14 protein-coding genes and 1 pseudogene are annotated in these 18837 nt (G+C 58.9%); 9 read left to right on the forward strand and 6 right to left on the reverse strand.

Going from position 1 to position 18837, the window contains the following annotated elements:
* Positions 1-162: 162 nt before the first annotated feature.
* Positions 163-724, reverse strand: a pseudogene (locus JQ621_RS35475) (IS5 family transposase); the annotation flags it as partial.
* 200 nt (positions 725-924) lie between these two features.
* Between JQ621_RS35475 and JQ621_RS18070 the strand changes: the two are divergent.
* From JQ621_RS18070 to JQ621_RS18095, 6 genes are all read left to right on the forward strand, one after another.
* Positions 925-1356, forward strand: coding sequence for a hypothetical protein (locus JQ621_RS18070; protein WP_212236004.1), 432 nt, complete (start codon positions 925-927; stop codon positions 1354-1356).
* The gene (gene mobF / locus JQ621_RS18075) at positions 1356-4142 is read left to right on the forward strand and encodes a MobF family relaxase (protein WP_212236005.1); all 2787 of its coding nucleotides are present in this window, start codon (positions 1356-1358) and stop codon (positions 4140-4142) included. The genes JQ621_RS18070 and mobF overlap by 1 nt, the downstream gene beginning before the upstream one ends.
* Positions 4143-4544: 402 nt before the next feature.
* Positions 4545-4754: a hypothetical protein gene (locus JQ621_RS18080; protein ID WP_212236006.1), complete on the forward strand. Its 210-nt coding sequence runs from the start codon at positions 4545-4547 to the stop codon at positions 4752-4754.
* Positions 4755-4978: 224 nt separating this feature from the next.
* A complete protein-coding gene (locus JQ621_RS18085; RefSeq protein WP_212236007.1) occupies positions 4979-5800 on the forward strand; it encodes a nucleotide-binding protein in 822 nt (273 codons plus the stop codon).
* Positions 5800-6330 (forward strand): hypothetical protein, encoded by a 531-nt coding sequence (locus tag JQ621_RS18090; protein ID WP_212236008.1) that lies wholly within the window; start codon positions 5800-5802, stop codon positions 6328-6330. The genes JQ621_RS18085 and JQ621_RS18090 overlap by 1 nt, the downstream gene beginning before the upstream one ends.
* A gap of 3 nt (positions 6331-6333) precedes the next feature.
* On the forward strand, positions 6334-8094 hold the full coding sequence (locus tag JQ621_RS18095; protein WP_212236009.1) for a type IV secretion system DNA-binding domain-containing protein: 1761 nt from the start codon (positions 6334-6336) through the stop codon (positions 8092-8094).
* A 104-nt stretch (positions 8095-8198) separates the two neighbouring features.
* Here the strand turns inward: JQ621_RS18095 and JQ621_RS18100 are convergent, their stop codons facing one another.
* Entirely contained in the window at positions 8199-9830 is a 1632-nt protein-coding gene (locus JQ621_RS18100; protein WP_212236010.1) for a hypothetical protein, read from the reverse strand.
* Entirely contained in the window at positions 9827-10288 is a 462-nt protein-coding gene (locus tag JQ621_RS18105) for a hypothetical protein (protein ID WP_212236011.1), read from the reverse strand. Before JQ621_RS18105 ends, JQ621_RS18100 begins: the two co-directional genes overlap by 4 nt.
* A gap of 364 nt (positions 10289-10652) precedes the next feature.
* On the opposite strand from JQ621_RS18105, the gene JQ621_RS18110 reads away from it, so the two are divergent.
* On the forward strand, positions 10653-11816 hold the full coding sequence (locus tag JQ621_RS18110; RefSeq protein WP_212236012.1) for an IS110 family RNA-guided transposase: 1164 nt from the start codon (positions 10653-10655) through the stop codon (positions 11814-11816).
* 424 nt (positions 11817-12240) lie between these two features.
* Here the strand turns inward: JQ621_RS18110 and JQ621_RS18115 are convergent, their stop codons facing one another.
* Together JQ621_RS18115 and JQ621_RS18120 are read right to left on the reverse strand one after the other, a co-directional pair.
* Entirely contained in the window at positions 12241-13266 is a 1026-nt protein-coding gene (locus JQ621_RS18115; protein WP_212236013.1) for an IS110 family RNA-guided transposase, read from the reverse strand.
* 201 nt (positions 13267-13467) lie between these two features.
* The gene (locus JQ621_RS18120) at positions 13468-14421 is read right to left on the reverse strand and encodes a LysR substrate-binding domain-containing protein (RefSeq protein WP_212236014.1); all 954 of its coding nucleotides are present in this window, start codon (positions 14419-14421) and stop codon (positions 13468-13470) included.
* A gap of 273 nt (positions 14422-14694) precedes the next feature.
* On the opposite strand from JQ621_RS18120, the gene gabT reads away from it, so the two are divergent.
* Complete coding sequence (gene gabT / locus JQ621_RS18125; RefSeq protein WP_212236015.1) at positions 14695-15978, forward strand: 4-aminobutyrate--2-oxoglutarate transaminase; 1284 nt, start codon at positions 14695-14697, stop codon at positions 15976-15978.
* Between the two features lie 10 nt (positions 15979-15988).
* Positions 15989-17458, forward strand: a complete 1470-nt coding sequence (locus JQ621_RS18130) for an NAD-dependent succinate-semialdehyde dehydrogenase (protein WP_212236016.1) — start codon at positions 15989-15991, stop codon at positions 17456-17458.
* A gap of 208 nt (positions 17459-17666) precedes the next feature.
* Here JQ621_RS18130 and JQ621_RS18135 read toward each other — a convergent pair whose 3' ends face one another.
* Positions 17667-18578, reverse strand: coding sequence for a MerR family transcriptional regulator (locus tag JQ621_RS18135; protein WP_212236017.1), 912 nt, complete (start codon positions 18576-18578; stop codon positions 17667-17669).
* Positions 18579-18837: the final 259 nt, after the last annotated feature.

Consider the following 18837-nt stretch of genomic DNA (forward strand, 5'->3'; position numbering starts at 1 on the left):
TGACCCACATACCGACGTGCCGCAAGCGAACTGCGGAGACGGCAGCCGGCCGATGTGCGTTCATACTCAAGAGACGTTCTCTGCTCTGGCCTAGTCGCTGAAATACTTAGATCTAGGAGCGAAGAGAGACATCTTCGTGTACGGCAGCTACGGGCCGGCACCGTACGGGCTGAAGCAGATCGGATCGCTGCGCTTTCTTTTCGTTGCCGAGGATCCTTTCTGCATCGCAAGCTGTTTGATCCAAACGGCATCGCAGCTTCGTTCAGCAAGCAACATTGCCTCCGGTTTCAGACGAGAGAGTAGTTTTCCGGCAAGTCGAACGTCATGGGCCTCACCGGGGCCCAGCGCCAGCCGCAATGGCAGACCATTGGCATCGACCACCGCATGGATTGCGCTGGTCAAGCCGCCGCGGGACCTTCCCATCGTGATTGGCGCTAGTTCCTTGCGATTCAGGCTCTATGCTGATGCACGCGGACAATGGGAGTGTCCATCATCATCTGGGTAGCAGCATCATCGGCAGTGGCAAGCGTTCCTATGATGCGGCTTAGACGCCGGCCCGCCGCCACCTGACGAAGCGGTTATTGCAAGTGGTGTATGTCCCAAACGCCGCCGGCAGATCACGCCAGGGGGCTCCTGATCGAAGGCCCCAGAAGATGCCGTTCGGGACGCGTCTGTCGTTCGCCCGGGGGACGCCACGCGGCTTGTTCGGCAGCATCGGCTTCATAGCGGTCCGTCCATAGAGAGTGCACCGCCTCGGTCGGCAGAGCTGTTCACGATGTTGGTTGACGATATTTCGGTGGTGCGCGCATTGATCCAGACCGTGCAGACGTCGTTTCGCTGGCGCCGAGATTATAAGCTCGCTTTGGTGACGGCACAAAGCCCCCTCACGATGGAGGGCCAGCGCGGAGAAGCCGCACTGGCGCGTTGTTTTTACCAGAAGACAACGAGCACTTCCTGCGTTGCGACATTAGCGGACACGTCGAACCGACCGCCAGGCAGGTATGCTACGAACATGCGTGGCTCGCTGTTCCAGCAGCCAGAGTCGAGGAGTGCGAGATCCCCGCGGATTTGTGCCCAATCGGAGCGGAAGAATTCCGCGCGGAAGTTCGTGTTGCCGGTCGGACCTGGAACTTCCGCGAAGGCGTGACTGAACCTGAACGTGCGCTCCGGCCTCTCGTTCAAATGTCTGCAAATGATCTCGATAACGGTGCGGAGAAGCTTTTCTCCGAACACCAGATCCTCGCAAGCCTTGGAGATTACGTTGGCAACGTGGTTGCACATGATGTGATGCCTTTCTGCTCTTTTGAGCTTATGGGTGAAAACAGAAGGAGGTCGAAGTCAGCTCGCGAGATCTGATGTTCAATTTTTCCTTCGAAGCAGCATTCAAGCGCAGAAATCTCGTGTGCACTTTGAATGCCGAAAATTGGGTTTCTTCCGTCGTTCTGGCATCCAAAGTTCATCGGTCCTTTCTCTCAGAAAATCGGCCTCCGCTCATGGAGGCCAAGATGGTCGCAAGTATCGGCAAGGGGACGGTCGCCCAATATTATCTGAGGCGAACTGAATACTATCTGACGGGCAAAGAGCCGGCCGGTATTTGGCTGAGCAACTCGGCCACCCTCGGTATCAAGGTCGGGCAAACAGTCGAAGCCGATCTTTTCGAAAAGCTGCACGCCGGCGTCGGCCCTGATGGACGGTTGCTCATCACCAACGACGGCGGCAAAGAGCGAGTGCCAGGCTTCGATCTGACGCTAAGCGCGCCTAAATCCGTGAGCATTGCTTTCGCGCTTGCTGATGCCGAAATGCGTGCGGCGATCGAACAGGTGCAGCTGGACGCCTGCAAGGCGGTAATTGCCATGCTGAACCGCGAGGCCGCGTTCACGCGGCGCGGCAAGAACGGCGTCATCATCGAGAAGACTTCGCTCATCGTGGCCGCGTTTCAGCATGGCGAGGCACGGCCCGCTCCCCATAGCGATGGGCGCGTCACGGCTGACATGGATCTGCATAGTCATCTATGCGTGGTTAACGCAGGCGAAAGACCGCTTGGTGAAGGCAAGCGCGTGCCGACGTGGGGAGCGCTTGACGCTCGTCCGTTGTTCAAAGCCAAAATGCTCGCTGGCAGCGTGTATCACCTGGCACTTTCTTCGGGGCTGCAAAAGCTTGGGTTTCAGATCGAGGTGACGGGTAAGAATGGAATCTTCGAGCTGGTAACGGATGTCGGTCCAGCAGTCAGTGCTGACGCAAAACGTTATTTTTCGGCGCGCCGGAACAAGCTCGAGGAGCGTCTTGCAGAATACGACCTGGTGACCGGCGAGGCGCAGGAGCTCGCTGCCGCCGTTGTCAAGGCGACGCGCTTGTCCAAGGCTTCCGATGATCGCGACCGCTTCGCTATCTGGCACGAACAGGCCCAGGAGCAAGGCATCGATGTCGAGCATTTCATCGGGCAGATCCGAACCGGTCGCGCATTGTCCGATCACGAGCGAGAGGCCTTGATTGCGCAGCGGATGGCCGAGATCCCCAATGCGCTCACCGAGAACGAGTCGGTGTTCGAGCGGCGTCACTTGATGGCGGCCGTCGCCAGTGGCTTGGTGGGAACGGGGGCTGCTGCTGATCGCGTTAATGGCGAAATGGAACGCCTGATGGCTTCTGCTCGGGTCGTCCAGCTCGGACGGGACATCCACGGTCATGGCCTGTATTCGACGCCTGAGATGGTCGCCATCGAGAAGAACCTGCTAAAGGCCGCGCGCACGCTCGTGCAGCGTCGTTGGACCGAAATTGACCGAAAGAAAATTGAAAGCGAATGCGATCGCCGCGGCCTGTCCGACGAACAGCGCTCCGCAGCGCTGGCCGCAACGGATGGGCGATCACTGGCCATCGTTGAGGGCGCCGCCGGATCGGGAAAGACCACCATGCTCAAAGTTGTGGTCGATTCCTACGCCCGTTCTGCCGGCAAGACCGTGATCGGAGCTGCGACCTCCCACAGAACCGCAGCTATGCTGAGGTCCGAACTCGACATCGATGCCACTGCCATCGATCGCTTGTTGGCCCAAATCGAATCCGGACAGCATGTTCTGGATCGCAACACCGTGCTTCTGATTGACGAATGCGGCCAAGTCGGCTCGAAAAAAATGAATGAGTTGCTCATCGCAGTGGAACGGGCGAGCGCAAAACTCGTTTTAGTAGGTGATAGGGAGCAATTGCAACCTATAAGTGCAGGGCCCGCGTTGAAGATTCTTTCTACGATTTTGCCGCCTACGCGTGTCGACACGATCGTTCGCCAACGCGAGGAATGGGCGCGTGAAGCAGCGCAAGCGTTCGCAAAAGGAAATGCAGCGGCCGGTTTGCAGGCCTACGAGGAGCGAGGTCTTCTGATCGGTTGCGCAGGGGCGGGGGCCACCATTCAAGCGGCTGTAGACCGTTACATGCACGAGCAGCGGCAGGCGCCCAACAAGCCGCATTTGCTGATTGCGAAGTCAAACAAGACTGTCCGAGCGCTCAATGCCGAGATCCGCTCGCGGCTGCGAGCGGCCGGCCGTCTCACGGGGCCTGATCACGTCATCACCGCGGGCAACGCTTCTGGCCAAAATTTCCGGCTCCATCTCGCTGTTGGCGACAAAATCCGGTTTGGTATCCGCCAGGACAAGATCGGAAACGGTGTCATCAACGGTACGGTTGGCCGGATCGATGAGATCGAAGAACTCGATGGCACGCACTTGCTGATCCGGGCGACGGTTGAGGGCAAAAGAGTAGAGTTCTCGACCGAAGCGTTGGCGGATAAGGCGGGTCGGGTTCGCTTGAGTCATGACCTCGCCGTCACCGCCTACAGCAGCCAGGGCCTGACCGCTGAGACCGCTACGGTCGTGCTTGGGGCGGAATTCGACCGACACGAGGCTTACGTCGCTATGTCACGTGCACGAGGCAATGCTCGCGTCTTTTATGACCAGGCGCTCCTTTCCGCTCAGGCCAAAAACGAGCGCGACCTCGCGTCAAGACAGCAAGAGCCTGCGGAAAGTACCGATATGGCCTATCTTGCTGCGAGGCTCTCGCGGGCCAATCTGAAGACGTCGACACTTGCTCTAAGCAGGGATGCGGATCTGTCGCGGGAGCTAACCGGTCGCAGCCGCGGCATCGATCTTTCGTTGTAGCGGCCCATCAGCAGCTGACACATGCGCTTGCTCGGAACGAGTCATTCGGATCGAGCCGTTTGCACGCGGAGAAGAAAACGGCGTCCGACCATTAGCCTTCCGGATCCGCCACCCTTGGGCACTAGCACGACCGGCACCGATTCAATCCGGATGTTACGAGCTGATTGCGCAAATCTCCTTTCGAAAGAGCGCAAGTTCTCCGCCAGGACGACCTCTCAATAGGCCGTTTCTATCGCGGCGCGCGGCGCTGTCAAAGCCGTTCGCTTCCGTGCGTTGCGTGTGCAGCTCGCGCCACGTTGGGGGACCTGACGGTCCGCTTTGACAGCTCCGCTTGAACGCCTCGATCGAAAGCGGCCATCGAGGACGCCAATGGGGCGAACTCAGAATCGAAAGGAGCTTTCCATGAGCAACCAGTCCGCTTCATCTCGTCCGACCCACCGCATCTACGCTGTGACCATGAACGGCAATCAGAAAATCTGGCGCGCGATCGGCGCACTCTGGCCTCACAGCGATGGCAAGGGCTTCAATCACAAGCTCGATTGCCTTCCGCTCAACGGCGCCGAGATCGTGATTCGCCTCATCGAGGCCGATACTCAGGAGGGCGCGCGATAGCGCGCCCTTTTTCTAATCCCAATGGGAGCGGCCTTGCGCCGGATGCTACGGCGCCGGGCTAAATGAAAGGCGATTTTCGGACACTGCAGCCAGAATATCACTTAAATTCAGCAGCTTAGTTAGTTGGCGGTCCGCTTTTTGGCATTCAAAGAGCAGGGCCCTGAAGCATGGCACGCTTCAAGCGAAGTTGGCGATCCCGTCAACGCCGCGAAAGGAGCTAAGCCATGTCTGACAAGTTTCCGGTCAAACCGCCATTCTTGGGTGTCACCGCCGCCAAGAAGGGTGGTGTCGGCAAGACACACCTGATGGCGACCATCGCCGATCTCCTGGCGCTGAATGGATATCCGTTCACTGCGTTCCAGGCCGACGACAAAAAGCGTCTAGCGACGCTCATCGGCGCCAAGGTCGTTGACCTGCGCCCCAACCCTGATCTCGTGATGAACGATCCCGCGCTCGTGCGCCGCTCGTTCACGCCTCTCTACACCGCCGCGAGCAAGGCGATGTCCATCGGCCACAGCGTGCTGTTCGACATCGGCGCCGACGAGGTCGAGAACGCGGCCAACTTCCTCAAAGAGGTCGACATCGACGAGGACCTCGCCAGTTGGAAGTTGCCGGCCTTCGCGTTCGTGCTGGTGCAGGCCGAGACCGACGCCATCGCCTCAGCCGCTGAGACGATCCGCCGGTTCCGCGAGGCGATTCCGAGCGCGCGCATCGTGCTGGTGGAAAACCTCATGGACCGCGGTTCGCTGGAGAATCTGCGCAACAGCGGTCCTGCTCGCCAGCAGTTCGAGCGCGAGCTCAAGCCGCTGCTCGCCGGCGTCGAGCGGATCACTATGCCGGCGATTCTCGCCGACTTCTGGGAGCCGTACGAAAACGCGGGCTTGCGCTTCTTGAAGGCGTTGGCGATGGAGCCGCAGGAAGCGGCGCGGCGGCTGGGCATGGAGGTCGGCGACGTCAAGATCGCTCGGCGCGCTGTCGCCGTGTTCTTCCGCGACATGCACCGGAGCTTGTCGCAACTGATCGTGCTGCCAAAGGGAGGTGCGTAATGAGCACCGAGCACAATAATAAGTCGGCCGAGACGCCGGCTTCGATCCCTGCGGTGAGTGAGCTCGAGAAGGAGCGGCAGCAAGAAATCGGGAATCAGGTCCGCGCAGCCGTTGGCAGGATCTTGACGAAGCGCGGCTCGGTCAGCGCCGCCCAACTAGCGAAATGGGGACCGGATGGCACGGAGTTTTTCTTCCGTGTTCTACGCAAGGGTATCGACAAACAGATGTCGAAACTTGCGCCCGCGTTATCCGTTCCGCCGGCAAAATCGGCGAAGGGGCGGGGCGAAACCGTCAAGACGAAGGCGCGCACCGAACCTGTTGAGGCGAACGAGACACAGGCTGCGACGCTGCCGGTGTCGTTGGATCGCAACTGGACCGATCAGCAGCGCAATCTCCGCCCGATGCGGGCTCGCGCCATCCTGCACGGCCTGATCGTCGCCGCCATCCTCTTCGTCGGCGCTGCGATGTCCATGCAGCTATTGGACGCGCTGGCATCGTTCATCCTTCAACAACTTCAGAACTGGATCTAGAAAATGGTCGCAATTCCCAAGATCAAGGACGGCCTTGAGCTTATCCGCTCGCCTGACGAAGGGATCTACGTCGGTTGCATCGTGTTTTTGCTGTCCTTCGGGCCGCTGCTCGCGTTGCTGTTGACACTGCCCGCGACTGATGCGCCCTTCTCATGGTTTGACTGGGGCAGCCACCTGGCGAGCTTGCGTCATCCAGACCGCTGGATCTCTTTCTTGGCAGCAGGTTGGCGGCGGGCCATCTTGGCTTTTGGAATCGGCGTGGTCGCGGCCCATTTCGCGCGCATGGTCGCCCGAGACGAAGCTTCCTTGACGGAACCATTCCTCACTCCGGATCCGCGCCAACCGCGTATCTACTACGATTACGATGCCCGCCGCAGGTTGCGCAATCGCTTCCGGCGGGAAGCGGGACGTTTCGCGCGCGAGGGATTTTGGCTCGCGCCGCACCTCAACTTGCCATTCGAATTGGAAAGCCGCTTCATGATGATCTTTGGTGCTTCAGGCCATGGCAAGTCGAACCTTGTCCGCGCCTACGCGACGCAGATGGTGGAGCGTGGCGACCTCCTCATGATGCACTGTAATAAGGGTGACGTGACGCGGTCCTTCGATCTCAACTCGATCGTCTTGATTTCGCCTGCCCATCGCGACGGCTGGGCCTGGGACATCGCGGCCGACATCAACGGCCCCGCTGCTGCTGCCGATTTTGCGACCGATATGGTCCCGGGATCGGAACAGAGCTTCTGGTCCGATAGCGCTCGCTTATTGTTGACGGACATCATTTGCACGGTCGCCGAGGAGAAGGGCGTGGATTGGGGAGCGCGCGACCTGATCGAGGCGATTTTGTCAGATCCCAACGATCTTCGTCAGCGGATCGAGGCGCTCGACCTCAGCGCAAGTCCACTGCTGCGGACGGGCGACGATGGTGAGAACAAGACCGTGCTCAGCATCATGGCCACGCTCCTGAGCGCCGCCATGACAAGCCTTCGCCCCATGGCCTATGCCTGGTCGACCGTGCCGCAGACGAAGCGCTTCTCGGTCACTGGCTGGCTGTCGAGAGACTATACCGGCCCCAAGATCGTCATCGTGCAGACCTCGCCGAACTTCCGGGCGATGTCGACGGTCGTTTGCGGCGGTATCCTACGGCGGGTTTGCAAGGAACTCTCGGACCCCTCGGTCGAAATCGATACCAGCCGGCGTGTTAGCATGGTGCTGGACGAACTCTACTCTCTTGGCAGGATCGAAGGCTTCGCCCGCACCCTCTCCGTTGCGCGCGAAAAGGGCATGGTTTGCATCGTTGCGCTCCAATCGGAAAGCCAGTTGAAACCGTATCAGGAGGAGGAGCAGATCTTGCTCGGTTTGTTCCAGATCAAGATCTTCAGCCGCCTCACCGCTGGGCCCGACACTGAATGGGCCGAGAAGATGATCGGCTACCGGGATATCCGCTGGTTGGCTCCCAACGACACCCCGGCCAAGGATGACAAGCGGCAGTCCGTCGGCGAAACCGACCGCAAGCCCGTCGTGAGTGCCACCGAGTTCGCCGGTGAGCTGGGCGTGTTCGGCGAGACCGAGGATGACCGGATCGTGCGAGCAGTCGTGCACTATGCCGGCCATGCCTATCGGTTCGACTGGCCGCTCACGACCTGGACAATCCGTGGGAAAGGATTCGTGCCGGCGGCATGGACGCGGTTCACGGTCCGCCCGAACCCGGTGGCCAAGAACGCGAAGGGTACCGCTATCGGTCCGGTCCCAAAGCGGCGGATCCCGTGACAGAGCTACGAGGGAATGCGCTGCCGTTGCGCTACGACGGCAGCGCTTTTTTGAGCACCAAGCCGGATCTTCTCGGCACGTCCGACTAGGTGTCTCACCTAAGGTCAGACTGTGAATCCGTGGTGATGGCGGACAACGTCCGCCCTTCGTTTCCAGTGATCAATTTGATGGACCGGAAGGCACAACATTGGACCGCGCAAGGCGATAGTACGAGCCGTTGCCCGACATCGAGGCGCGCGCAACGTTTCCTCCGTGATCCAATCATATCGCACACTGATAGGCTTGGCTTCTTCGAAGCCGCGATAGTCGAAGCGCGGAAGCTTATTGGGGGCTCTGACCAAGGGCGCAAAGAAGCCTTTCGAACGCTGCAGCAGGAGGCGCCAGACCTCCATCGGAAATTGGCCAAGCAGCACATTCTGACCCGCTTCAATGTCGGCCCAGCCGATGCAAAGGCAACGCGCGATGGATTTGCCAAAGGTTTGCTGTCCCGTCCGCTTGAGGGTACCGATCCAATGCGCGAGCGCGATCAGATGCGAGCCGGACTGGAAGAATTCATGTTCGTTGTCCGCGCCCAGATCAATCGTGCTGCCATGCAGTGCTGCGAGTATGTACTCCTGCAAGGTCACTTCGTGTTTGATCTCTTTGGGATCGGGGCGCTGACCGATCGAGCTCTGAATATTCTCGGCGTGCTCGTCCAATTCGCTTGCTAACAGCTCGGACCAGCTTTGCGCTTCCTTGATCTTTTTAGGCAGTTTCGTCACGCCGGTTGGACCGGCGTGATCGTCCTTCTCTCGCTTAAGCTGTTTGAGAGCCAGACTCCAATCTTGTTTGGACTTCAGCAGCCAGCAGATCTTTCGCTGTGCGACCACGACCTGGCTGAACCAGGTGAGAATCGCGTCCCCCGTGTCTGAGGCATTATTCGTTAACCGAGGATCGTTGCCTTCGAAGATCTGATACGCGTTTGCGAGTTCAAAGGCCATCTGCTCCTGCGCGAGGTCGTTCTGGTCGGAGAACAAGGTTTGATATTCTCGCCGACCGTGTTCGGCCACGGTCCCTGGAGCCACGGCGTAGGCAATATGCACGATACGCTTCTTCACCGACTGCCCGCCAAGCAAGATGCCCTCGTGCTCAATTAGCGGAATAGTTGCTTCGGTTTTGTTCTTGCCCACGTCTGCAGCCGTGCGGCAGCCCATGATCGGCGCCATCGCTTCAAAAAGCCGATCCCGTTCTTTTTCTAGAGGAGCGCGAGTCCATAGTCCCAACGACGTTCCGCCTTCGAGTAGCATACGGCCCCAATGATGAGCGTTGATGCGCAGAACGTCGATATTATGGCTTGCAACCAGGAGGTGGGCACGGCGTCCCGAATTCTTTTCCCGATGCTCGACGTCGATCACATAGCCAAACTCGGTAAAGTGCTTTTCCGTGTCGGGAAAAAGCGACATGCTACGGTAGGTCAACGAATCCGCACTGATCGGACGCAGCTCGACATCCCGGCCTACATACTTCGACTTCGCCGCCGCGAGATGTTTGGTCAATTGTCGGCGCGAGGCCGCCGTTGAAAACTTTGCAGGGTTATAGAACAGCTGGATGGTATAATAGGGATTGGAAGGATCCAGATCCCGCTGCTCGACGTGGCTAAAGTCTTCGACGGTATCGAGGCCGTAAAGGCGCGAGAAATATTGGTCACGCTGCAACCGGGCTGCTTCGAGCTGCCGTCCCAACTCTTTGAATGTCACTTCTTCTCTCCTGTTGGCCCAATTTTATTGAGGCGCGCCAGGGCTGCCTCGATCTCATTGCCGGAGACATCTTGCGGGCCAGTCGCTTCTGGATCGCTTGGCGCCACCGAGGCCGGCGCGGACGGTAAATCCGTAACTAGCGGAGGGGCATCGACCTTCGCCCGCGCGGGCCCGGCTTTCGCGTGGCGCCGCGCCTTTTGTTCAGTAGAAGCCGTCCTCTTTCCGACACGGGCATACGCCACCCGGAGCTGATCTGATGAAATGAGGCTCCCGTCGGCTCGAAGGGCCCCTGCGCGCATGAGCAGTTGCGATATGCCTCCCCAGGTCATCCCAAGCTCCCGGAGCTCTGTGAAGGCGTCGGCATGACGGGCGACGACCCGATCCAACGGGACGTGCTCGTCGCCTACGATCAGCTGCTCGGTGAAATCTGCAGCCCAGGACTTTGGATTGATTGGCATGGGCTCCAACCTAGCGAGCCCGACTTGAGGAAATTTCAATCAGTGGAGAGCAATTTGAAGCAAAAACGAAAATGCTCTCTAGTGCTACAGTAAGGAACGAAGTGCTCTATCCACACCTGTGCATCTGTGGATGACACCCACATGGCAAGAACTTTTTCGACGTTGCAGCATTTGGTCGTTGCGGTCATCTGTCCGGCCTCATGATGCGGATCATATGAGCCGCGGGCCTTAATGGCTGTCCGCTGATTTGGCCCCAATCATCGTTGACGGATTCGAAGTCCGTGCACAGATTCCATGGGTTGGACGACGGCCGACGCTTTTGCAGAATAGCGCTCGTCCCTAAACCAGTTATTTCGAGGCACTGATGTTCAAAGTCAAAAAATCCGCGACCACCATCCAGACAAATCTTGCCGCGATTTTCGTTTCGATGGAGCTTTCACGTTCAACCTGGCTAATTACGTCGCTGCTGCCCGGGAACGGCGAGAAGATGTCGAAACATACTATAGCGGCAGGCAACATCGCCGGCCTATTCGATCTGTTCCTAAAGCTACGAGAAAGAAGCCAAGCTAAAACCGGGCGGACGCATCCGATCATCACGATTCAGGAGGCCGGGCTCGATGGTTTCTGGATTCACCGCGCGTTGGTGAAGGAGGGGATCGAGAGCCACATCGTGGATCCGGCCTCGGTCGCGACAGCACGCAAACATCGGCGCGTGAAGACTGATCGTATCGATGGCGAGACGCTGCTGCGGGTTCTGTTGGCCTTCAAGAGAGGAGAGCCGCGCGTTTGCGCGATGGTACGGGCCATCTCCTGCGAGGATGAAGACCGGCGGCGGATTGGCCGGGAACGCAAGGCGCTGATGGTCGAACGCGTCGCACATGTCAATCGCATCAAGGGTCTGCTGTTTTCGCAAGGCATTGCCGGCTACGAACCACTCCGTAGAGATCGTCGACTGCGGCTTGAACAGTTGCAAACGGGAGATGGGCGCGCACTGCCAAAGTACATGAGAACCCAGATCGGTCGGGAACTGGACCGGCTGGAATTGGTCATCGAGCAGATTAAGGCGGTCGAGGATGAGCGTGACGCGTTCATCGAAGCGCAGAGCGCTGACAAGACGAAGCCGTCGCCGGTCACGATGCTGCTTGAGATCAAAGGGCTCGGCGCCGAGTTTGTCAACATCCTATGGGCGGAGGGACTGTTCCGACATTTTGATAATCGTCGTCAAGTCGCGGCCTATGCCGGGCTGGTGCCTACACCCTGGCAGAGCGGTTCAATCAAACGCGAGCAAGGTGTTTCAAAGGCGGGCAATTCAAGATTGCGAACAACGCTGATCCAGATGTCCTGGCTATGGCTGCGAAACCAGCCGGCTTCAGCATTGGCGAAATGGTTCAAGGCACGCGTCGAACGCAATGGCGGACGCATGAAGAAAACGACTATTGTCGCGCTGGCGCGCAAGCTGCTCGTAGCCCTTTGGAAATACGTGACCTCTGGAGTCGAGATAGAAGGCGCCGTTATGAAAAACGCATAATGGTCCCTCGCGTCACGCTCTTCTGAAATCCACCAAGGCATCATGAACCTTGGCGGATCCAGATAGACGAACCGACCCCGAACCTTGGCTAACGGCCGTTGCACAGGATGGTATCGTCATCTGGGCTCAGCCCGCCGCAAGCGGAATGTTGGTACGCCACGCAGGCGACCGAATGTGAGGTTGATCAGGCTCAGCAAAACGAGCCGCGTCACGCAATTGAGCCCAAATCTGGAGCCGAAATTTTCGAGGAGGGAGCAGATATGTCGTAATTGTCTTGACGCAGGCAATCCCATGTGAGGTACGGGATGTCCCAATCATCGGTTTGTCGACCGGATGCCATTACGTCGTCGTCGCTCCTACCAATTCGTGTGATCGTTGTGTTCGATATCTATATTGCAAGCCTCAATTCATTGCCAAGCCACTTTCATGCTATCCCGAGTGGCCTTTGTCGGAAGGATCCGCCACGCCGCATGATGGCCCAGACAATGCGCGCAAGCTTGTTTGCAACCGCGACCGTCACCACGCGCGCCGGCCTTCGCGCCAGCAACGCGTTTACCCACCCGGCGAATTCAGGTTTGTTGCGGGCGTAACGGACCACGGCGGTGGCGCCGAGCACGAGTAGGCGTCGCAAGTAGGGCTCGCCTTTCTTCGAGATCCGACCGAGATGCACTTTGCCGCCAGTCCCGTTTTGTTGTGGCACCAGACCGATCCAGGCCGCAAAGTGACGCCCGGACTTGAACGCGCTGGCGTCGACGACGGTCGCAACCATCGCGGTGGCCGTAATCACGCCGATGCCGGGTATCGATGCCAGCCTCAAGCTCATTTCGTTCGCACGGTGACGAGCCATAAGCGTTCGCTCGATCGCCGTTATTTTCGCTTGCAAGTCCTCAATCTGCATCATGATCAATTCAGCGCAGGCCCGAGCCGGCTCAGGGAGCACAGAGTTGTCGGTATTCTGAGCCAGCGCGTGAAGTTCCGGGATGCGCCAGATACCTTGTGGTGCGATCAAGCCAAATTCGGCGAGCTGGCCCCGTAAGGAATTGACCAACATGGTACGCTGGCGCACGAACAGGTCGCGGGTCCGGTGCAGCATTAGGATCGATTGCTGTTCAGCGCCCTTAACCGGGACGAACCGCATTGTCGGCCTGGTCACGGCCTCGCAGATCGCCTCTGCATCGACCTCGTCGTTCTTCCCGCGTTTGACGTAGGGTTTCACGTAAGCCGCCGGCATCAGTCGGACATCATGGCCGAGCGCTGCCAGCTCACGGCCCCAATAGTGGGCGGTCCCGCACGCCTCCATGCCGACCAGGCAGGGTGGAAGTTTCTCGAAAAAAGCCCTCAGTTCCGAGCGCCGAAGTTTCTTGCGTATGATGACTTTGCCCGCAGCGTCCACGCCATGCACTTGAAAAATGTGTTTGGCGAGATCTAGGCCGATGGTGGTAGGATGCATTGTGGATGACTCCTCTCTCTGTTGCCTCGGCAACACTCTGGCACATTTGATGCCGTCGAGTGGGTGTCATCCACACCATCATCTGTGATGCAGATATTACAACAGTGCCGCATGCCTACTCCGATGCCATCTTGCTAACCGGCACAGGGGACAAGAATTGTTCGTCACATCGCCGTCGACGCCGAAACTCGAACGAACTATCTACCTGCTTTGCTCTTCCTTTCGGAGGCCGTCATCCAGCCATATGCGCAGCCTCTCGATAACAGGGTCGCGGGAACGTTCGGGCCTGATGTGAAGATAGTATCCATTTAGCTTAACATTAGTTCTTAGGAGCTCGACAAGGTTTCCGCCATCGATCTCCTGAGCAACGGTCAAGCGAGAAGCCAACGCGATGCCCTGGCCCGCCAAGGCGGCGTCGATTGCCATGTTAGCGTCCCACAGCATGGGCCCGCTCAGCGCGCCTCGCAGCTTGTAGCCGGCGCCTTTGAACCAGCTTGTCCATTGGTGCCGGCTCTCCTCATGGATCAAGGGCAGCCTGGACAGCTCGGTTAAGTCCTTCGGCTGCCCGTTTCTCTTGATCCAGACCTTGCTTGCAACCGGAAACACCCTCGGACTGATCAACCAGGTTGCGCCCGCGGGCAAGTCGCCTCTTGAACCAAAGCCGATCATCACGTCTGCTTCTGACTTCGAGAAGTCCGGCAACCGATCGATTGCTCTGAGGACAATGTCTGCCCCAGCTAGAGTACGTTCGATTTCAGATAGGCGTGGTGCGAGCCAGCGAGTTGCCAGGCCCGGCATCGCCCAGATACGCAACATGCCCTTGCGCGTGCGCGGGCGTAGCTCGACAGCCGCAGCCGCGATGATTTGAAATGCCTCGGATACAGCTCGATGAAAAATCGCGCCTTCCTGTGTCAGCAGGGTGCCCCGCGGCCCAGTCTCAAGCAGCTTGCGTCCTGCCCAAGCCTCGAGGTTTCGAACGTGACGACTGATGACGGTGTGGCTCACGCCAATATCGTCAGCAGCCTTCCGCATGCTTCCGGCTCGCGCCGCCGCCTCGAATGCTCTCACCATGACCAGGGGTGGCATCCTGGGCGATTCGACGAGGACATCGTCCGCAGGATTGGTTTTCGGCATGGGATTCGTACGTGACTTCATCGGCTCGCTCTTGCCCTTCAGTGGAGACTGTAGTGCACCACTGCGATCGAAATCAAGGAGCGGGGGGCCGACGCAGGACGAGCGAGCGCCCGCTATATGAGCATCGCCCTCGCAACGTCGCGCGACTCCCGATCTCCGAAGGCGCAGCCTCCGATGCAATCTCGGCGAGCGCAACGGTGGTGCTTTTCATGAACCACTGCGTCGTAATTAAAACAATACCGGCAGAGCAATGAAGGAGGATAGCTTTCTCCGAATCTAGGAGGAAACTGGCTCGTGTCCAATAGCGCTCTACTTCAGTCCCGTCGCGCCGCCGCAGTACCACGTGGGCTCTCTTCCGCATTTCCCGTTTTTGCTGCTCGCGCGGAAAATTCAGAACTATGGGACACGAACGGCCGTCGCTACATCGATTTCGCCGGCGGCATAGCGGTCCTGAACACGGGGCACAGACATCCGGCGGTTCTGAAGGCGGTTGAAACTCAATTGGCCGCCTACACTCATACGGCGTTTCAGGTCGTCCCTTACGAGCCCTACGTAGAGCTCTGCGAACGGCTCAATGAACTTGCTCCCTTCAAAGAGAGCGCCAAGAGCATCTTGTTTTCGACCGGCGCGGAGGCGGTCGAGAACGCGGTGAAGATTGCGCGTGCGCATACGCGCCGCACGGACGTGATAGCCTTTACTGGTGGCTTCCATGGTCGCACTCTCATGACAAGTGCATTGACGGGAAAGATCGCCCCCTACAAGAAGAAGTTTGGCCCCATGCCGGCCGGGGTCTGGCATGTACCCTTTCCGGTGCCGCAGCACGGAGTTTCGGTCGCTGATGCCTTAAAGGCGATCGACTACCTGTTTCGTGCCGACGTTGATCCGGTGAACGTTGCGGCGATCATCATCGAGCCGGTTCAGGGCGAAGGTGGCTTTCATCCGGCCCCAACTGAACTGCTGGCCGCGCTCCGACGCATCTGTGACGACAATGGTATCGTACTGATCGCCGATGAAGTGCAGACTGGATTTGGGCGCACCGGCAAGATGTTCGGCATTGAGCATTCCGGTGTCGAACCTGACCTCGTTACGGTAGCGAAATCGCTCGCCGGCGGGTTTCCGCTGTCCGGCGTAATCGGGCGGTCGGCCATCATGGATGCCCCCGAGCCCGGTGGTCTCGGCGGCACGTACGCCGGCAGTCCGATCGCGTGCGCGGCTGCGCTTGCAGTTCTCGACGTAATCGTCGACGAAAGGCTGATCGATCGTGCCAACCGACTAGGTGCATTGATGACGGACGAACTTCAGCAGATCGCCCGGCGTAACGATACGATCCCAATCGGCTTTGTTCGTGGTCCAGGCGCGATGATCGCATTCGATGTTCTGAAGTCGCCCGGGGAAGCGGAGCCCGATCCCGACGGGACAAAACGCGTGATTCAGGAGGCCTTGAAACAGGGGCTGATTCTCCTGGCCTGTGGCGTACACGCCAACACCATCCGACTGCTGATGCCGCTGACGATATCAGACGCCCTTCTGATCGAGGGGCTTGGCAAGCTTCAAAACGCGCTCGTCAACGCTCGCTGAGTAGACGCTTATGCCGAATTTGATACCGCTCGTCGAACAGCTTTCGGATTGTTCGCTCCTGAAGTCGCAGGCCTATATCAACGGTCAATTCGTCGGTGCCGCCGACACTGCGGTCAAGAATCCCGCGAACGGACAGGTGATTGCGGCTGTGCCCAATTTCGGCGCCCAGGAGACGACGGCCGCAGTCGATGCTGCTGCCGTTGCCTTTGGCCCCTGGGCGGCGAAAACCTGCAAGGAGCGGAGCTCGATCCTGCGTCGCTGGTTCGATCTCGTAATAGCCGCACGCGAGGATCTCGCGATCATTCTCACGAGCGAGCAGGGCAAGCCGCTCGGCGAGGCGCGAGGAGAGATTGATTACGCGGCGGCCTATATCGAATACTATGCGGAAGAGGCAAAGCGGGTTCTTGGCGAGCTCCTTCCCTCGCATCGTGCGGATGCGCGGATTTTAGTGCAGCGGCGCCCGATCGGAGTCGTGGCGGCCATTACGCCCTGGAATTTTCCCGCCGCCATGATCACTCGGAAGATCGCGCCTGCGCTGGCGGCTGGCTGTGCCGTCGTGGTGAAGCCCGCGCCGGAAACACCGCTCACGGCGCTCGCTCTGGCCGAGCTCGCCCATCGCGCCGGGTTTCCAGCCGGAACGGTGAATGTGATCACTGGAGATGCCAAGGCCATTGGCTCGGTTCTTACGGGACATCCGGCGGTGCGGCTCGTGGGGTTCACGGGCTCCACTGCGGTCGGAAAGCTGCTGATGGCTCAAGCGGCGACGACTGTTAAGAAAGTAGCCCTCGAACTCGGTGGCAATGCGCCGTTCGTTGTTTTCGACGACGCCGATCTCGATGCTGCTGTCGAAGGCACGCTGGTTTCAAAGTATCGAAATATGGGACAGACATGCGTCTGCACCAACCGGATCTACGTCCAGGACGGTATTCACGATGCTTACGTAAAGAAACTGGCTGCCAAAGTCGCTAAGCTGCGCGTTGGCGATGGGCTCGATCCGAATGTCGAGCAGGGACCTCTCATCAACGAAAGGGCATTGTCTAAGGTGCAGGCGCACCTTGACGATGCCGTGGCCAAGGGCGCCTCGATTGTGGTCGGTGGTCAGCGTCACGCCCTTGGCGGGACCTTTTTTGAGCCGACGGTGCTTCAAGGCGCGACGGACGCGATGCTGCTCGCGCAAGAAGAGACGTTCGGTCCGATTGCCCCCATATTTCGTTTCAAGAGCGAGGACGAGGTTGTCGCGGCCGCCAATAGCTCGACGTCGGGGCTTGCCGCCTACTTCTACTCCCGTGACGTCGGTCGCATCTTCCGTGTCCTCGAGCAGCTCGACTTCGGCATGGTCGGGATCAACACCGGCCTGATTTCAACCGAACTCGCGCCATTCGGCGGCGTGAAAGAGAGCGGGAACTCCCGCGAGGGATCGCATCACGGGATTCTCGAATTTACTGAACTGAAATACGCCTGTCTTGCGCTCTCGGCTTGAGCAACTGGCTTCTGTAGCCGAGTGAGGGGGCCGGCGTTCACTGAGGCCTGAACGCCGGATCGCGTCCTACGATGCGATCCGCCCTCTCCCTGCGGGAGGGGCGAACCTCGGCCTGCATCGATTCAACCAAAACTCATCCCGCTTTAGGAGCCTCGTCGAAGCCGGTACGATGACGGTTCGGGTTCGGAGCCTCGTCGCTTTCCGATGTTTAGAAAGTCGGTGGGGTGTTTACCCACAGCAGCACGCAAACATTGTGGCCGGGATTTCGCCAGGAGTGTTTCCACGTGCTCTTGAAATAGATGCTCTCGCCTTGCCGCAGATGATGACTTCGACTGTCTTCGAGCGTGATGTCGAATTCACCGAGCAGCACGTAGACGAATTCCTCGCCATCGTGACTGTATGAACCGTGGCTGCCAACCCCCGGTTCGATATACCAGCGCTGGCAGTCCATCATCTCGCGACCACTTCCCAATTGCTCAACGCGCAGTCCTTTTCCCAGTGTCGGAAGCACCGAGCCGCCATGTTCTCGAATGACGATCTCGGAGCCTGAATTGGATGACTGACCGGACATCAGGGATGTCAGCGTTACCCCGTAAAAGGCTGCAAGTGACTTCGCCTCGGGGATATGCACACCGAGGGAGGTGCGTTCGATGGACGCAAGCACAGAGGCACTGATGCCCGTCTTCTCCGCGACCTCGCGAAGCGTAAGTTTCGCCGCCTGCCGAAGGGCCCGCAACTTCGTACCGACCGCCTCGGCTATCGGCTCGGGATTTGGCTCAGATGACTGGTCTTCAGCCGATATATTGCCGGCCAGCGTCGCCTTCACCGCCGCAATGCTGAGACCCTGAATGGTTCGCAGACGCTTGATGTTGGTTGCCTGCTTGACGTGATCTTCGGTGAACAGTCGGTAGCCGGTCGGAGAGATGTCCGGTTGCAACAAACCTCGGTCACCCCAAAGCCTGAGAGTTGAGATCGGCACACCGGTCAGGCGGCTCACATCCGAGATTTTCAGTTCGCGCTTTCTCTGATGCTTCACGACGGTTCCTCGCTGCGGGTACGCATTCCAATCGACTTCGGCCTCGATACTTTCTCTCCGGATGTCCGCAGTGGCGGCGTTCATCCGAATCGGACCACCCGAGCGTAAATCACAGAGGCGGAAAGGTCTTCAATGACGACAGCCGTGCCCGGACCAGCCGAAACTCCGAAAGCAAATGCACGTCTTTCGGCAATGGTTTGACCGAGGTCTTTTCGGTTCGCGCACTGAAAATACCAAGTGGCTTCCAAGGCGGCGTCAACCGAAGACCCCGTGGGTCGGTCAAAATCCCCCGGGTATGGTCACTTGAAACTCCCCCACTCGATAATCGCGGTCAGCGCCGCTG

Origin of the sequence: Bradyrhizobium manausense, from assembly GCF_018129685.1 — a bacterium.
Taxonomy (GTDB): Bacteria; Pseudomonadota; Alphaproteobacteria; order Rhizobiales; family Xanthobacteraceae; genus Bradyrhizobium; species Bradyrhizobium manausense_D.

Coding starts and splice junctions, on each gene's coding strand:
- mobF (WP_212236005.1), top strand. CDS start 1,356: ATGTTCAATTTTTCCTTCGAAGCAGCATTCAAGCGCAGAAATCTCGTG.
- JQ621_RS18080 (WP_212236006.1), top strand. CDS start 4,545: ATGAGCAACCAGTCCGCTTCATCTCGTCCGACCCACCGCATCTACGCT.
- JQ621_RS18085 (WP_212236007.1), top strand. CDS start 4,979: ATGTCTGACAAGTTTCCGGTCAAACCGCCATTCTTGGGTGTCACCGCC.
- JQ621_RS18090 (WP_212236008.1), top strand. CDS start 5,800: ATGAGCACCGAGCACAATAATAAGTCGGCCGAGACGCCGGCTTCGATC.
- JQ621_RS18095 (WP_212236009.1), top strand. CDS start 6,334: ATGGTCGCAATTCCCAAGATCAAGGACGGCCTTGAGCTTATCCGCTCG.
- JQ621_RS18105 (WP_212236011.1), bottom strand. CDS start 10,288: ATGCCAATCAATCCAAAGTCCTGGGCTGCAGATTTCACCGAGCAGCTG.
- JQ621_RS18110 (WP_212236012.1), top strand. CDS start 10,653: ATGTTCAAAGTCAAAAAATCCGCGACCACCATCCAGACAAATCTTGCC.
- JQ621_RS18115 (WP_212236013.1), bottom strand. CDS start 13,266: ATGCATCCTACCACCATCGGCCTAGATCTCGCCAAACACATTTTTCAA.
- JQ621_RS18120 (WP_212236014.1), bottom strand. CDS start 14,421: ATGAAGTCACGTACGAATCCCATGCCGAAAACCAATCCTGCGGACGAT.
- JQ621_RS18130 (WP_212236016.1), top strand. CDS start 15,989: ATGCCGAATTTGATACCGCTCGTCGAACAGCTTTCGGATTGTTCGCTC.
- JQ621_RS18135 (WP_212236017.1), bottom strand. CDS start 18,578: ATGAACGCCGCCACTGCGGACATCCGGAGAGAAAGTATCGAGGCCGAA.